This window comes from Actinoplanes sp. NPDC049802 (assembly GCF_040656595.1).
Taxonomy (GTDB): Bacteria; Actinomycetota; Actinomycetes; order Mycobacteriales; family Micromonosporaceae; genus Actinoplanes.
The window spans coordinates 59,867-75,390 of sequence record NZ_JBFAMR010000019.1 but is presented as its reverse complement, the minus strand read 5'-3'; the positions used below and the strand labels follow the sequence as shown (position 1 = coordinate 75,390).

General features: G+C 71.2%; 10 protein-coding genes. 4 read left to right on the top strand and 6 right to left on the bottom strand.

Features of this window, described 5'->3' with window-relative positions; translation table 11 throughout:
• The first annotated feature begins 172 nt into the window (after positions 1-172).
• On the top strand, positions 173-874 hold the full coding sequence (locus AB0I88_RS15925) for a DivIVA domain-containing protein (protein WP_361023881.1): 702 nt from the start codon (positions 173-175) through the stop codon (positions 872-874).
• Positions 875-932: 58 nt separating this feature from the next.
• Here the strand turns inward: AB0I88_RS15925 and AB0I88_RS15920 are convergent, their stop codons facing one another.
• The 3 genes from AB0I88_RS15920 to AB0I88_RS15910 all read right to left on the bottom strand — a co-directional run bounded on the left by AB0I88_RS15920 (position 933) and on the right by AB0I88_RS15910 (position 10,926).
• Positions 933-2,588 (bottom strand): M28 family metallopeptidase, encoded by a 1,656-nt coding sequence (locus tag AB0I88_RS15920; protein ID WP_361023878.1) that lies wholly within the window; start codon positions 2,586-2,588, stop codon positions 933-935.
• Positions 2,589-2,851: 263 nt separating this feature from the next.
• Complete coding sequence (locus AB0I88_RS15915) at positions 2,852-5,902, bottom strand: glycoside hydrolase (protein WP_361023875.1); 3,051 nt, start codon at positions 5,900-5,902, stop codon at positions 2,852-2,854.
• Positions 5,903-6,069: 167 nt separating this feature from the next.
• Entirely contained in the window at positions 6,070-10,926 is a 4,857-nt protein-coding gene (locus tag AB0I88_RS15910; RefSeq protein ID WP_361023872.1) for a family 43 glycosylhydrolase, read from the bottom strand.
• A gap of 111 nt (positions 10,927-11,037) precedes the next feature.
• On the opposite strand from AB0I88_RS15910, the gene AB0I88_RS15905 reads away from it, so the two are divergent.
• On the top strand, positions 11,038-11,673 hold the full coding sequence (locus AB0I88_RS15905; protein WP_361023869.1) for a helix-turn-helix domain-containing protein: 636 nt from the start codon (positions 11,038-11,040) through the stop codon (positions 11,671-11,673).
• Positions 11,674-11,729: 56 nt separating this feature from the next.
• On the top strand, positions 11,730-12,065 hold the full coding sequence (locus AB0I88_RS15900) for a DoxX family protein (RefSeq protein WP_361023866.1): 336 nt from the start codon (positions 11,730-11,732) through the stop codon (positions 12,063-12,065).
• An 81-nt stretch (positions 12,066-12,146) separates the two neighbouring features.
• On the opposite strand, the gene AB0I88_RS15895 is transcribed toward AB0I88_RS15900, so the two are convergent.
• The gene (locus AB0I88_RS15895; RefSeq protein ID WP_361023994.1) at positions 12,147-13,256 is read right to left on the bottom strand and encodes an FAD-dependent monooxygenase; all 1,110 of its coding nucleotides are present in this window, start codon (positions 13,254-13,256) and stop codon (positions 12,147-12,149) included.
• Positions 13,257-13,354: 98 nt separating this feature from the next.
• Entirely contained in the window at positions 13,355-14,098 is a 744-nt protein-coding gene (locus tag AB0I88_RS15890) for a hypothetical protein (protein ID WP_361023863.1), read from the bottom strand.
• A 175-nt stretch (positions 14,099-14,273) separates the two neighbouring features.
• Between AB0I88_RS15890 and AB0I88_RS15885 the strand changes: the two genes are divergently transcribed.
• Positions 14,274-14,909: a hypothetical protein gene (locus AB0I88_RS15885; protein ID WP_361023860.1), complete on the top strand. Its 636-nt coding sequence runs from the start codon at positions 14,274-14,276 to the stop codon at positions 14,907-14,909.
• 175 nt (positions 14,910-15,084) lie between these two features.
• Here the strand turns inward: AB0I88_RS15885 and AB0I88_RS15880 are convergent, their stop codons facing one another.
• Positions 15,085-15,519, bottom strand: coding sequence for a hypothetical protein (locus tag AB0I88_RS15880; protein ID WP_361023857.1), 435 nt, complete (start codon positions 15,517-15,519; stop codon positions 15,085-15,087).
• Positions 15,520-15,524: the final 5 nt, after the last annotated feature.

Sequence of the window (15,524 nt, the reverse complement as noted above, 5' to 3'; positions counted from 1 at the left end):
GAACTCCAGTGTGATGCGCACATCCGGGACGTGCGCGCTGCTGCGGGCGCCGGTAGTCTCGGTGGGATTTCGCGGGGCCCCAGCCTGCTTGATCATGCCCACGGCAGGGGCTCAGGGCCGTTGCGTAGGATTCCGGGCCGCACGACCCAAACGAGGGGAACCGAGGAGCACGATGCCGCTCACTCCAGCTGACATTCACAACGTGGCCTTCAAGAAGCCGCCGATCGGGAAGCGCGGATACGACGAGGAAGAGGTCGACGCCTTTCTGGACGAGGTGGAGGGCGAGCTGACCCGCCTCCTGGAGGAGAACGGCGCTCTCAAGGACCAGCTATCCCGCGGCGGTGGCGGTGGCGGCGGCAACCCGGCCGCGACCATGGTCCTCAACAACGAGTTCGCCGACCTGGCCGCCCAGCTGGAGCGGCTGCAGGAGGCCCGGGCCCGGGCCGAGCAGAACGCGCGGAACATGCAGGCCCAGCTCGAGCGGGCGCGCAGCCAGGCCCCGTCCGGCGCGATGCCGACCATCTCCGGCGACGACGACCGCAACTCGCGGGTGCTGATGATGGCCCAGCGCACCGCCGACGAGCACATGCGCGACGCGCAGCGCGAGTCCGAGACGGTGATCGCCAACGCCCGCGACAAGGCCGACCAGCTCACCAGCGAGGCGCAGCTCAAGGCGGCCACCATCGAGTCGGACGCCCGGCGCAACCACACCGAGGCGATGGACAGCCTGGTGGAGAAGCGGGCCGCCGCGCTCGACGAGATCGATCGGCTGGGCCAGCTCGCCACCTCCTACCAGGAGGCGCTGACCAACCACGTCCAGCAGCAGCTCATGGACCTGACCGCGGCGCCCGAGCCGGGCGGCCGCGACATGTGATCCACCGCGTGAGGAAGGCCCGCCCCGGCAACGGGACGGGCCTTCTCTCGTCAGTGCGTCACGCCTCCGGGTGGTCGGCGTGCTCGTCGCCGCCGTCACCGGTGTTGAACGTGCCCTGCGGGCCGGCCGGAGCCGGCAGCGTGATCGGCTTGCCCGGAACCTTCCTACCCGGCACCCCGTTCACCGACTCGGTCGAGAAGGCGTAGGTGAGCTGGGCGAACGCGATGAGATCGCTGTTGATCTCCAGCGCCTTCGGGTCCAGGTTCTCGATGTCGTCACACGCCTGGTGGTAGCACGGGTCGAACGACTCGCCCGCCGTGCCGCCCCAGATCGCCTGCTGCTCCTCGGTCTTGACCACCTCGGCGCCGGTGAACAGACCGCCGGACGGGATGCCCGCCTCGATGAACGCCTGGTAGTCGGAACGGCCGGAGAACTCGGCGTCGTCGTACGGCTGGCCCTTCCAGGTGTAGTACGACTCGTACAGGTCCTCGATCGCGGTCGAACCCTCCGGCACCACGACCGGCGCCGGGAACGACGACTGGTCCGCGTCGTACACCTGGAAGATGTAGTTCGGCGAGCCGACCATGTCGTAGTTCAGGTACAGCGCGATCTTGTCCTTCTCCGCCTGCGGCAGCTCCTCGACGTACGCCGTGGAACCGATCAGGCCCTCCTCCTCGGCGCCCCAGAAGGCGAACCGCAGGCTGTTCTGCGGCTTGCTCTTGGCCAGGGTCAGCGCGGTCTCCAGGATCGCGGCCGAGCCGGAACCGTTGTCGTTGATGCCCGGGCCCTCGGTCACGCTGTCCAGGTGGGAGCCGGCCATCACGATGTTGTTCTTGTTCTTGCCGGGCAGGTCGGCGATCACGTTGTAGTCGGTCCGGGTCTCCGACGGGAGCACCCGCACCCGCGCGGTCGAACCGGCCGCGGCCAGCGCCGAACCGTCGGCGAAGCTCGCGCCCACCACCGGGATGGTGACGCCCGACGCCTCACCCAGGGTGCCGACGATCAGGCCCTCACGGGTCGGGTCGTTGCCCTGGTTGAAGATGACCACGGCCTCCGCACCGGCCGCCTGTGCGTTCTGCGCCTTGACCGCGAAGGAACAGGCCGCGCCGTCCGGTGTGGTGCCGCCGCGCTGGATGAGAGCGATGTCGTTGGTGCCCGTGAAGTTCAGGCCGGTGAAGTCGTCGGCCGAGCAGCCGCTGGTGCTGGCCCGGTCGCCGGTCAGGTTCACGTCCACCGGGATCACCGTGCCGGTGACGTCACCCGGCAGGCTGTTGGTGAAGGCGCCGGTCGCGTACTTCGCGTTCACCGGGGTCAGCTGCTGCAGCAGCGCCGGGTAGTTGAAGGTGAACTCGAACGGGTCCAGAGTGACCTTGTAGCCGGCCTTGCGGAGCAGCCATGACACGTAGCGGACGCTGTTCGCGTACCCCTCGGTGCCGGCCGCGCGAGTGCCCGGGTAGTAGGCGTCGTCGTTCTTGTCCGCGATCCGCTGGAGCGCCTCCAGGTGGTCCATGACGCCGTCCAGCGTCACGCACTTCAGAACCTCGGCGTACGTGTCGTTGGCCTGCCTGGCGCACGAATCGTGCTTCCCACCGTGCCCGCTGCCGCCCGCCGACGCGGCGGTGGCCGGAGCGACGGTCAGCACCGCGGCGACGGCCGCCGCACCGATGACACGGAACGAACGACGCCGGGTTGGCGTCACGTCGTCGTGACTCATCTATGTGTTCCCCCTGTCCTTTTCGGAACTGGGATCACCGTAGAAGACAAGGGCGTCGATGGCCAGGCCCTTGCCACGTGGGCGAACAGCGGACCTCGCTCGAAAAGTGCACATGCTCCGAGTGTGACCGGACTTGATCGTGGCGAGGGCCGTTCGAGAGGCGGCCCGGAGAAACGGCGCCGGAGGAAGCGTGATGCTGCCGGGGTGGGCGGCCGCCGCCCACCCCGTGAGTGGTGGGCGGCGGCCGTCGACCCGGTGGCCGGTCAGCGGCGGCGGACCAGTTCCACCCGGTAGACGGTCTGACCGGCGCCGTCCTCACCGACGGTGGTGACGGTGTGGGTACGGCCGGAACGGGTGACCGAGACCTCCGCGTACGGGTCGGTGGCGACGGCGGTGACGCGGGCACGGGACGGGTCCCGGACCGCCACCCGGTAGGAGGTCACCGCCGGGTCGAAGCCCGCGATCGGCTTTCCGCCGACCAGGAGAGCCGCAACGGACGCGTCGGTTCCCAGGCCGGGCGCTTTCGCGTACACCTGGAGCTCGGAGACGGTGAGGTAGCCGTCGGGCGTGGGTGTCAGGCGCAAGCAGAACGGGCCGGGGGTGAGCGGGATGTCGACGGCGAGCGAGGTGACCGTGATGGGCGACCCGGTCGCCTCGCAGTCTCCGGAGACCGACGGCGTGCCGGCCTGGACGGTGGCGGCGATGCCGCCGCCGGACGCGTTGTCCCGGTAGAAGTGCAGCACCGCCCGCCCGGCCGACACCCCGGCGGGGAGGCCGGCGGTGAGCGTCTCGACCGGGTTGCGACCGGACGGTTTCCAGTTGGACCAGGCCTTGTCGGTGGTGTCGCCGTTGGTGAGCCCGGCTGTCGAGTAGCCGCCCTCGGTGTAGGAGGCGGTCACGGTGACGCCGTCGATCAGCCCTTCGGAGGGCGTGGTGACCTGGACACGGGCGGTGGCGGGCAAAGTCTGGCCGGGTACGACGGTCGCGGTTCCGCTGACGGTGACCACACCGACCGTGTCGAAGGCGCCGTTCTTCCAGGTCACCGGCAGGGTGGCGGTTCCGCCGTGGCGTCCGGTGGCGGTGACGGTGGCGGGCATGGCCGGGATGCCGCCGGCGTAGGCCTTGGCGCGTGCCGGTTCGGTGGCGGTCCACACGTCCACCGCGACCTTGGCGATGGCCGGAACCGCCCGGCCGAGGGTGCCGGTGGCGGTGCCGCGCACGATCACGGTGCCGGGCTTCCGCCACTTCGCGGCGGGCGGGACGGTCCAGGTGACCGGAAGGGCGCGGCTTTCGCCGCTGGGCAGGACGGTGGTCACCGTCGCGGGCAGGTCCGGCGCGCGTCCGGGCACGGTGTGGGCCAGAGCGATCCCGGTACGCCCGACGGTCTCGTCCTTGAGCGTCCACCGCTGATGGGCGCCCGAGCTGGGCTGCCAGATCCCGACCGGTGATCCGTCCGCGGTGGCCTCGCCACTCACGTCGAGGAGCCGCCGCGCGCCCAGGTTGATCAGCGTGTACGTCCCGTCGCCGGTGGTCGACACGGTCCACAGCGCGGCGTCGTCGGCGGTCCCGGCGGCTTCGGTGACCGGCTTCCCGTCCCGGACGGCGAGCCGCTGTCCGGTGCCCGCGTTGATGAGCTCGTAGCGTTCGCCTTCGACGTTGCGTGCCGTCCACAGTTGGTCGGTGGCGGCCGTGTCGTCGGTGCGGATGACGAGGCCGCCGCCGGACGGGGTGAGAGACCGTTTACTGGCGACGCCTTCGAACCGGTAGACGTGGTCGGCCCGCAGGTGCGCGGTGTCGGCGGCGCTGACCCGGTCGATCAGGAACGTGGTGACCGACTGGGCGGGCACGGTGAGGGTGGCCTGGTGGCCGTTCACCCGGACCGGGGCGCCGTGGACCAGTTTGCCGCCGGCGCTGGTCACCACCGGCGTCACCTTCGCGCCTCTTCTGACCTTGAATCCGGACAAGTCGAGGGTGACGCTCTCCTCGGCCGTGCCCGGGTTCGAGTGCACGACCGTGGCGCCCGTGGCGTTGACCGCCGCCACACTGCGCGTGCCGCTGACCTTGACCAGTTGATCACCGGGCCGGATGTAGTGGGTGAAGTTCCGGATCGTGTCGAACTTCGTGTTCATCCGGATCGGGCAGGTCGCCGGCGTGTCCGTCGCGGAGCAGTCGAACGGCACGTGGATGGCGCCCCATTGCAGGTTGCCCTCGGCCACCATGTTCTTCGCGTCCTCGACCGGCTGCCACAGCACCCACGCCGACGGCTCCAGCTCCCGCAGATCGTCGATGATCCGCTGAGCCATCCCGAGGCCCGAGTCCATGCCGGTGAAGTCCCTGCCCCAGCTGCCCTCGACCTCGCTCATCCACAGCGGCTTCCGCTCGGCCTTCGCGATGTCCCGCACGGCGGTCCGCTGCCCGGTTCCGTACGTGTGCACGTTGATCCGGTCGACCGCGTCCCGGGCGGCGGGCGTCAGCCCGTACCAGTCGGTGATGAGCCTTCCGGGATTGGTCTCGTCGGGAGCCGCGATGGCGCGGTCCGGGGCGGCCCGCCGCAGCGCCTCGATCACCGCGGCCTGGAGCGCCGGCCCGGCGTGCGCGCCCTCCTGCCGTCCGCCGGTGGGCTGCCCGTCGGGCCCCAGGGTGGTACGCCAGTAGTCGGTGTTCGGCTCGTTGAGCGGCTCGATGGTGTCGACCGTGATGCCGTGCGCCTGCTCCAGATGCTCGGTGACGCGGACCAGGTAGGTGGCGAAGTCGTCGAGCGTGTCGGCGCGGATCTGGTCGGTGTTGGCGTTGAAGCCGCCGCTGACATATCCGCTGACGGTCTGGAACCAGGGCGGCGAGTTGCTGAACGTCTCCCAGGAGGTGACCCGGTCCTTGACCCGGTCGACCCACCAGCGCTGATTCGGGTCGGCCGCCCAGTTCCAGTGTGCGGGGTCGTCCGGGTCCCACCAATCCTTGTCGGCGGGCCCGTAGGTGGCGGGCGCGTTCCACCAGCCGGGGACGTCACCGCCCGGGCGCAGGTAGGACCGTACGGTCGGCGCGTTGCCGCCGCCGATGTTGTAGCGGGCGATGTTGAGGTTCAGCCCGTCGGCCCCGAAGAGCAGGTCGGCGAGCCGGTTGCGGATCTCGTCGGGGTAGCCGCCGGTGGCGTGGGCGAGCCAGGCGAGGCTCGTGCCCCAGCCCTCCCACTCGGGTCCCCGGTATCCGGGATCGATGCTGATCGTGGTGGTGGCCGCGGCGGCGGTGGCTGCCGGTGGCGCGGCCAGGGGCGAGACGGCCAGAACCGTGGCCGTGAGGAGCGCTCGAATCTTCATCGCAGTCCTAGCGTTCGGTCGGCTGCTCTCAGCGCGGTTCCAATGCCGGTGGAGCAGCGCTGAGAGCCTGCCGGGGTGGAGCGGAAGCGAGGATGTTTACGTAAACATCAGGTGACGTGGATGTCAATGCGGGCGGGCCGGAGCAGGTGCTCCGACCCGCCCGTACGTCAGACGGTGATGCCGCCGCCGTCCAGGTGAGCGTCACGCACCTCGTGCACGATCGTGCCGGTGCGCGCCTCCCGGATCCGGATCAGGATCCGGTCCTTCCGGCCGTCCAGGACGGTGACCTGAAGCCGGTAGCCGCTCCTGCCGTCGATCGTGCCGGCGCCGAAGAACGTGGCGGTCGGCCCGAGGACGAGCGCCGGGGTGAGAGCCGACGAGGTGAAGACCCCCGCGGGGGAGCTGACCCATGCCGACCCGCCGCCGGGCTTGGCCAGGAAGGCGAAGTCGGTCGTCCCGCTCCAGCCGCTGCCGGCGACCTGCGCGGCGCGCGGCTGGTACACCGTCACGAACGGCAGCACCGCGGTGACCCGGGCGTCGCTGTCGTCGCGGACCGTGACCGACGGCCGGTAGACCCCGGCTTTCGCGTACCGGTGGCGCAGCGTGCACACGCCCCCGGCGAGCGTGCCGTCCGACGTGGCGCCGTCGCCCCACGCCGCGGTGCAGGTGAGGACGTCGCCGCTGCCCGGGTCGCTGACCGGGACGGTCCGGACCACCTCGGTCTTCGTGGCGACCGGCGCGTCGGGGGCGGGATGCCCGCTCGGCACGGTGACCACCGGGCCCGCGTTGACGACGGTGATCGTCGCCGAGTCCCGGCTGCGGCCCGCGGTCAGCGTGACCGTGTGGGCGCCCTCGTCGGCGCAGGTCACCGTGGTCGCCGCCGCGTGCGGGTCGGCGAACACGCAGCCTTCACCGCTGGCGGTCCACGTCGCCTGGTTGGCGTCGTTGGAGACGGTCCCGGCCAGCGTGACGGCGCTGCCCTCGGCCCCGCCGGCGTCCGGCCCGGCCGACACGATCGTCACCGGGTCGATGCTCTCCAGCGTCGGCACGACCGGCTTGATCGAGCCGTCCGCGGCGAACTCCAGCCGGTCGATCGTGGTCTCCCGGTGGGTGCCGTCACCGCCCGGCATGGCGAACCGGTGGTAGGCCACGTACCAGTCGCCGGGCGAGGAGGCGCCCGGGACCCGGACCACCGAGTGATGGCCGGTGCCGAGGATGCCCAGCGACGTGTCCTTCGAGAGGATCACGCCGACCCGGTCGCTCCACGGCCCGAGCGGGGAGGAGCCGGTCGCGTACGCCACCCGGTAGTCGGCGCTGCGGGTGTCGTTCTCCGACCACATGAAGTAGTAGACGCCGTCGCGCTTGATGACGAAGCCGCCCTCGTTGTAGTTCGTGGGTTTGTACGTCTTCACCAGCGACGGATCGAACGACACCATGTCGTCGTTCAGCGGCACCTGGTACGAGTTCCCGTTGCCCCAGTACAGGTACGACTTCCCGTCGTCGTCGGTGAACACCGCCGGGTCGATCATCTGCCCGGAGTAGGCGCCCGCGGCGACCAGCGGCTTGCCGAGCGCGTCGGTGAACGGCCCGGCGGGGGAGTCGGCCACCGCCACGCCCAGATGCTTGGCCGTGTTGCCGGTGGCCATGCCGCCCGAGAAGTAGAAGTAGTACTTCCCGTCCCTCTGGGCGATCGCCGGCGCCCACGCGCTGTCGTCGGCCCAGCTCACGTCCGGCCCGAGGTCCAGGATCACCCCGTGGTCGGTCCAGTCGACCAGGTTCTTCGACGACCACGCGTGGAACCGGGCCCCGGACCAGCCGGCGAATCCGTCGGTGGTGGCGTGGATCCAGAACGTGTCGCCGAAGACCGAGATGTTCGGGTCCGCGTTCAGCCCCGGGAGGATCGGCGACTTCATGACCAGCGCCTTGACCGTCCAGTCACGGGAGGTCCCGTCGGCGGCGGTCACCGTGTAGGTCACCGGCGAGGTGAAGTCCCGGGCGCCGGCCGGGCTGATGGCGCTTCCCTTCGCGAGTGTGAAGGCCGGGGCCAGAGACGTGACGTCGGTCCCGGGCTTGAGCGGCAGCGTGACCGTCGCCGCCGCGTCGTCGATGATCGCGCCGACCTTCAGCGAGTCAAGATCAACAGCGCCGATCGATACGGTACGCCCGGCGAGCTCCAGAATCTCCGACGGCGACAGGGCCACATCGTAGATCCGGAAGTCGTCCACCTCGCCGGCGAAGTACGGGTCCGCCGCGTAGAGCGACCGGCCCACGTAACCGCTGTACGCCTTCGTCGCGTCGTACAGGTCGGAGGGTTTGACCGTGACCCCGGTCGCCGAGGCGATCCGCGTGCCGTTGAGGTACATGCCGGCGTTCGCCCCGTCGACGGTGACCGCGATGTGCTGCCAGCTGCCGCCCGGGAGCGCCGCGTTGTGCGGCAGTTTCGACTCCGCCGACCAGGATCCGGTGGTGATCGCCGAGTAGAGCACGTTGCCGCCGTTGCGCGGCCCGGTGAACAGGTACTTGTCGCTGCCCGGGCCGAGGCCGTAGATCCACTGGTTGACCGTGGTGGACGCGGTCCACTTGGCCCACACCGAGACCGTCACCGCGCTCGCGCCCTTCAGCACACCGTTCGGGATGGTGACGTAGGGCGAGTTCGAACCGCCGGACATCTTGAACGAGCCGTCCTGCACGCCGGTCCCCCAGGCGGGCGTGCGCTCGTAGACGCCGTTGAAGTCGTTGCCGGAGGTGTCCCGGGCGACCGTGCCGCTCGTCTCGTCGAACTGATAGCGCAGCCGCAGGCCCACGGCCGGGGTGGGCGGCTCCTCGTACTTCGCGGAGATCCGGTCGTACTCGGCCTTGGTCACCGGAAGGACCGTGCCGTGGCGGGGACGCGACGGCAGGCTGTAGGTGGGCTCCGGGGTCCACACGCCCGAGTCCAGGTCGGTCGTGGAGAACGGCACGTAGCCGCGGCCGCCGTACTCGTCGATGAACAGGTACCACTTGTCCTCGGTGTTGGACTTGAACACCAGCGGGCCCTCGCCCCGGGCCAGCGCGCCCGAGCCGATGCACTCGGCCACGAAGTCCCAGTCCGTGTCCAGCAGATCGGCCGACTTCTCCTGGATGAGGAACTTGCTGCACGGCGAGGACGACGAGTTGTTCCGCTCGTCCTTGGTGATCCGGTGGTGGACACCCTCGTGCTCGACGATCGTGGAGTCGATCACCGAGTAGCCGGGATCCTTCCACACCTTCGGCTCGCTGAACGTGCGGAAGTCGCGGGTGGTCGCGTACATCATCCGGTTGTAGGAACTGCCGGTGTGGTTCGGATCCGAGGTCTCGTAGAGCTTCGAGGCCCAGAAGACGACGTAGGCGCCGAGCCGCTTCGAATAGAACGCCTCCGGCGCCCAGGTGTTGCCGGCCGTGTCCGGGGAGACCTTCACCAGCCGCTGGTCGGTCCAGTCGACCAGGTCGGTGGACTCCCAAACCATGATCGACTTGCTGCCGGTGCGCTGCGAGGCGTCCCAGTCACCGTTGCCGTAGATCTTGAGGTCGGTGGCGATCTGGTAGAACTTGTCACCCTCCGGCGAGCGGATGATGAACGGATCCCGCAGCCCGGTGGTGCCCTTCGTCGAGGTCAGCACCGGATTGCCGTTGTTGATCTCGCGCCAGCTCAGCGGGTTGTTCCCGTTGCTCAGCGCGTTGTGGATCTGCTCGCCGTTCGAGTACCCCTCGCCGGTGAAGTAGCTGAACAGGTAACCCTCGTACGGCGCCGCGGCGGGCAGCGGTGGAACCGTCGCGGTGAACTCGCGGGTGGCCGTCGCCGTGCCGTAGGTGACCGTCGCGGTCAGCGTGACGGTCTTCGGCGCCGTGCCCGCGGCGGGGCGGTGCACCTCGCCGGTGGCCGAGATGACCGCCGGGTCACTGGACGCCCAGGTCGCACCGGACGGCAGGGTGAGGTTTCCGCGTACGTCGTCGATGTCGTGCACGACGAGAGCCGCGGCCGCGGCGCGTGCGTTGGCCGCGTCGTCGAACGCGGCCTTGACCGTGATCTCGAACGTCTTGGCGCCGGTGGCGTCGCCCCGGCTCAGCGTCGCGGTGAGCGTGGCGTGTGCGTCCGGTTCCCCGGCCGCCGGGCGGGTGATCCGCCCACCATCGGTGATCACGCCGGAGTCGTCGCTGCTCCAGGTCACCTTCGAACCGTTCGGCGCGGTCGCCGGCAGGGTCAGGTCCGCGGTGACCCCGCTGGTGTCGCCCAGGTCGAGCGCCGCCACATCGCCCGCGACCGCCTCGGCGTTCGCGGGCGCGGCCAGCGTCTTCACCTCGGCCGCGGACAGCGCCCGGTCGTAGACGCGGACGTCGCGCAGGTTGCCCTTCAGGTTGCGGTCGCCGGTGTAGACCGAGCGGCCGAAGTAGTTGGCGGTGGTCGAGCCGCCGCCGATCGCGCTCGGCAGGACGCTGATCGCGGTGTTGGTGGCCACCGCGGCGCCGTCCTCGTAGAGCGTCCCGGTCGTGCCGGTCTGCGTGTAGGTCACCGTCTTCCAGGTGCCACGGGCCAGGTTGTAGCCGGTGGCGGGCCGGGTGTTCTGCTCGCCCGACCAGTTGCCCAGCGAGATCGCGTTACGGAACGCGTTGCCGGTGGCGAACAGGTAGCCGTTGCCGTACCCGGTCGTGGTGTCGGTGTTGCCGAAGCCGTAGAGGAAGTACGGCGTCGGTTGCGCACTGTCGATCTTGACGTCGAAGGAGACGCTGACCGAGTCCAGATCGCGCAGCAGGTGGTCGGGCGCCTTGATGTAGGTGTCGGTGCCGTTGAGGCCCAGGCCCTGGCCGCCGGACCAGGACGGGGCGCCGAGCACAGCGCCGTCCCGCCCGTTGCCGGAGGAGTCGGTGGCCACCGTCCCGGCGGATTCGTCCAGCTTGTACCACAGAAGCAGGCCGTCGGTGGCGGCGGCCGCGGGCGGGGGTGCGATCAGGGTTCCGGCCAGCAGCGCCAGGCCGGCAAGGGGCGCTAACAGAAGCCTCGAATGCATGTCTCTCCTTGCTGAGGACAGCAACGTAACGGGGATGTTGCCAGAGTGTTAGCGCTCACAGCGGCAACGTCAAGGGTCCGATGTGGCCACCGACCGCTACGCTCACTGACCGTGAGTGACACGCGCGGCCGGCGCCGCGACGCGGAGGAGAACCGGGACCGGATCCTGCGAGCGGCCCGCACCCTGCTCGCCCGTCAGCCCGCCGCCAGCATGGACGACCTGGCCCAGGCAGCCGGCGTGGTCCGCCGCACCGTCTACGCCCACTTCCCCAACCGGGACGCGCTGCTCGCCGGACTCGCCGACCGGTGCGCCGCCGACCTGCTGGACGCGCTCGCGCGGACCGACCGGGACGTCCTGGAGCCGGAGGTGGCGCTCGCCGACTACGCCCTCACCGTGTGGGCGGCCGGTGAGCAGTACCGTCTGCTGATCTCCCTGGCCGAGAGCGACCTCGGCATGGCCGGGCTGCGTGACCTGCTCCGCCCGGTCTCCGAACAGGGCTATCGGCTGCTGGCCCGGGGCCGGGAGCAGGGCCGCTTCGCCACCCACCTGCCGCTGCCGGTGCTCAGTCAGGTTCTCCAGGCGATGACGCTGGCGATGATGCGGGCCGTCAACGACGGAGTGTGGGCCGACGACGGCACCCGCTCCGCGGCCGGACTGCTCGTCGCCGCGGGACTTGCGCCCCGGGCCGCCGAGGAGGCGATCCGCCGGGCTCGGGAATCGCGCCACAACCCGTTGCGCCCGGTCTGACGCGGCACTAACCTGCACATGCTTGTGCAGTTTCGCCGTCCGTTCGGAGTGGCCCCGTGAACACCGTGCTCGCCGGGATCGTCATCGTCTTCTTCGGTGTCCAAGGCGTCGTCCGCCTCGCCGCCGAGCGCGAGGAGCAGCTCGCGGCGGCGTACCACTTCGGGGTCTCCATCGGTGAGTACCGCAAGTTCTCGGCCCTGCTCCTCGCCGGCAGCCTCGGCGTCGCCGCCGGGCTCGCCGTCCCCGTGCTCGGCGTCGCCGCCGCCGTCGGCCTCATCGTGCTCATGATGATCGCCGCCGGCCTGCGCTGGATCTGCCAGGACGGAGCGTGGCGGATCGCGGTGCCGCTCGTCGTCGCCGCGCTCACGGCCGGCTACCTCACCACCGCCTGAGGAATCCCCGGTGGTGGCCCGGTGAACGCCATCGCGTCCATCCTGGATCCTGCGGCAACCACCACGGAACGGCGCCCTCGATCACGGGGTGGGGAACGGGTGGCGGAGCGGCTCGTAGGTGGCGTCGTAGGTGCGCGGGCCGATCCGGGGCAGCAGGATGTCACGCAGCCAGACGGGCAGGGCGGCGGCTCGGGAGAAGCGGTCGGTGGCGGACCGCACATGGGCGATCCGGGCCCGGCGCAGCGTCTCGTAGCGGGCGCCCACGGAGTCCCAGTCACCGTCGGCCAGCAGGTCGGCCAGGACCAGGCCGTCCTCGACGGCCAGGGCGGCGCCCTGCGCCCAGACCGGGGCGGTGGCGTGGGCGGCGTCGCCGACCAGGACGCAGCGGCCGGCGGACCAGGCGCCGGTGCGGACCTCCTCCACCGGGGAGTGGTAGAGATCGGACAGGCCGTCCAGCACCCGGCGGACCGGGGCCGGATAGCCGCCGAACGTGGTCCGGAGCCAGGAGGCGTCGGCGCTCACCGCGCCGCCACCGGTGGCGGAGGCGTAACCGTAGACGGTGTCCTCGTCCACCGGGATCAGCAGGAACGCGCCGCCCCGGCCGGACCAGACCGTCCAGCAGTCGACGCCCGGGTTGGGGGCCATGAAACGCCAGCTCGCGGCGCTGAGAAGGGCCGTCTGTGTGCCGGCGGCCGCCGACGGCAACGCGGTGGCCCGGACCACCGAGCGGACGCCGTCGGCGCCGGCGACGAAGCCGAACGCCCGGCGGGCGCCGTCGCTGAACGTCGCCTCGGCGCCGTCGCCGGCGGACCGCACCGCGGTGACCTCGAGCGGCCGCCGGACCGGGGCGTCCAGTCCGTCGGCCAGCAGGGCGAGCAGGTCGGAGCGGCGCACGCAGCGGGGCCGCGCCTCCGGGCCCCAGAACGCGTCCTCGTCGACGGCGAAGAGCAGCTTGCCGCGGGCCGACCGGTACTCCCGCCGCCGGGTGGGACGGCCGAGCTTCTGCAGTCCGTCGGCGAGGCCCAGGGCGGCGAACGCGGTCACCGCGTTGCCGGGCAGATTGATCGCGAGGCCGCCGGCGTCGGTGTCGCTGCGTTCGGCGACGGTGACCGGCACGTCCCGGCGGCGCAGCGCCCGAGCCAGGGCGAGTCCGGCGATGCCGCCGCCCACCACAAGTACGTCCATGACGATCCAGGGTCCCCTTCATCGGCCGCCATCGCTGGATGAGTGGCGTCAACCGGACAGTTCAGCGGCCGATCCGCGCGAACCCGGACCCCGGAACCGGCCGGTCACTTGCGAACTCGGAAACGACGGCAGGTCAGCCGCCAGGTGGCGTCGTGCCGGAGCACCCCGGAGCCGGCCAGCACCGTCGCCCACCGGTCGTCGTGCAGGTAGCAGAACACCTTCCAGTCGCGCTGCGTGGCGGTCTCCCACTGGAAGATCTCGCGTTCGCCGCGGGGTGGCCCGGTGGCGTCCCGGAACGGTTTCTGCATCAGCCGCTGCGCCTGCTCGGGCAGATGGCCGAGGAAGTCGCGCAGTTCCTGGGGCAGCCGGTCCAGCCCGGGCGACGTGGGCATCCGCTCGATCCCGGCGCCGCCGCCGGGCGCGCCGGGCCCCGGACGGGACCCGGCGGACTCGTCGACCGTCTTGGTGAGGATGCCTTCCGGGTCGAAGCGGATCAGTTCGGCGAAGTCGTGGGCCCGGCCGTTGGGGGTGGCCTTCACCAGCGCCTGCTCACCCAGGAGCATGGCGGTGACGAGACCGTCGTCGACCCGGGCCCAGCGCTCCAGGGGCTTGCCGGCCCGGCGGGTGAGGACCCCGCGGACCTCCGGGTTCAGCCGGTTCCACGCCTCGTCGGGGTCGACCGCCGGGAAGAACTCGATCTCGCCGGGCCGGTGCACCGGGACCGGCCGGCCGGGGCGCCGGGAGCCGTCCGGCCGGTCCCGGCCGAGGGCCCGTTCCCGGGCGATGGCGCGCTCCCGCTCGGCGGCGCCGCGCCGATCCTCCCTGAACCGTTCCCGCTCGTCGGACACCTGTCCCACGGTATCGACGGATGTTCTGTCCGTCAGTACCCGATCAAGCGATGTGCACTCGGGGCATCGTCCACTCGACGGACCCACAACGGACAGTTTCGGTACTCAGATGTGTTCTGCCCCTGTTCAGACCACTCTGTACCTGCCAGGCTGACGGCCGAGCAAGGAGGATGAGATGGCTGGTTTCCGGGAGATGCAGCAGCAGGAGGCGGAGCAGGTCGCCGCCGGCTGGAAGTCGATGGTCGGCATGATCGAGCACGTGAGCGCGGGCCGCCCGGTTCGGCCGGTGGAGCCGACCATCATGTGCCGGCCGGGCGAGGAGCAGTACGGCACGCTGCCCGTGGACGTGAGCCTGTACTGCGGCGCCGATTACTCGTACTCGGGTGGCACCTTCGCCGCGGGCGGGCTGCTGTTCACCGCCGCCGCGATGGCCGCCGGCGCCGCCTATCACGCGAATCAGCGGCGCAAGGCGGAGGAGGCGTCCCGTCCGCAGTGGCGCCCGTGGGGCCGGTTCCCGGCGATCATCACGAGCCGGCGGGTGCTGCTCATGATCGAGCAGTGGTCCAGTTACGAGCTCGAGCACCTGCTGATGATCGAGCCGAGCCCGATGCAGTACTCGGTGGCGCTGCACTTCGAGGGCTCCTACCCGATCATGCTGCGCGGCCCGTGGGTGCCGTGGGCGACCGTCACCCTGTGCGGCGCGCTGTTCGGCAAGCCGTGGCCGCCCGGCTTCGTGCCGCCGCCCGAGTTGCAGGGCATCGGCGTCCCCTCCGCGCAGGTGGTCCAGCGGGAGCTGCCACCCGGCCGGTAGCGGAGGCGCGGGCGGCTCCCGCGCGGGTGGTCCAGCGGAAGACGCCGGCCGGTAGCGGAGCCGCAGGGCGCGGGCGGCTCCCGCGCGGGTGGTCCAGCGGAAGACGCCGGCCGGTAGCGGCGCGGCAGGGCGCGGGCGGTCGCCACGCGGGTGGTCCAGCGGGAAGGGCCGGCCGTCAGTTCGGGGTGAGCAGCCCCTGGAGGCCGACGATCATCGCGATGATGCCGAAGACCGCGACCAGCAGCGCCGGCCCGGTCGGGTCGGCGGGGGCGGCCGCCGCGACTTCGGGCCGGGCCGTGCCGGCGGGAGCCGCCGGGGTGGTCACCGGCTCGGTCCTGACGAGCGGCTTGCGCCCGGTGAGCCGCTCCCACGCCAGGATGACGCCGACCGCGATGCCGACCACCTCGAAGTGGAACAGGTGCGGCCCGGAGATCAGGTGCACGAGCAGGAAGTAGCCGCCCGCGACGAGGGCGGCGATCCCGGCGAGCCAGCGCCACGGGGCGATCTTCGCGGCGGCGTTGGCGATGGCCGGGAACCGGCCGAGGAGCCCGACGGCGAGCAGCAGCCCACCGACGATGTTCGCGATGTCGAGGAGCAGGGCCATCAGCATGGCGG

Excerpts from the sequence above, each read along its gene's own strand:
- AB0I88_RS15920 (WP_361023878.1), bottom strand. The coding sequence starts at position 2,588 with ATGAGTCACGACGACGTGACGCCAACCCGGCGTCGTTCGTTCCGTGTC.
- AB0I88_RS15885 (WP_361023860.1), top strand. The coding sequence starts at position 14,274 with ATGGCTGGTTTCCGGGAGATGCAGCAGCAGGAGGCGGAGCAGGTCGCC.
- AB0I88_RS15910 (WP_361023872.1), bottom strand. The coding sequence starts at position 10,926 with ATGCATTCGAGGCTTCTGTTAGCGCCCCTTGCCGGCCTGGCGCTGCTG.
- AB0I88_RS15880 (WP_361023857.1), bottom strand. The coding sequence starts at position 15,519 with ATGCTGATGGCCCTGCTCCTCGACATCGCGAACATCGTCGGTGGGCTG.
- AB0I88_RS15925 (WP_361023881.1), top strand. The coding sequence starts at position 173 with ATGCCGCTCACTCCAGCTGACATTCACAACGTGGCCTTCAAGAAGCCG.
- AB0I88_RS15915 (WP_361023875.1), bottom strand. The coding sequence starts at position 5,902 with ATGAAGATTCGAGCGCTCCTCACGGCCACGGTTCTGGCCGTCTCGCCC.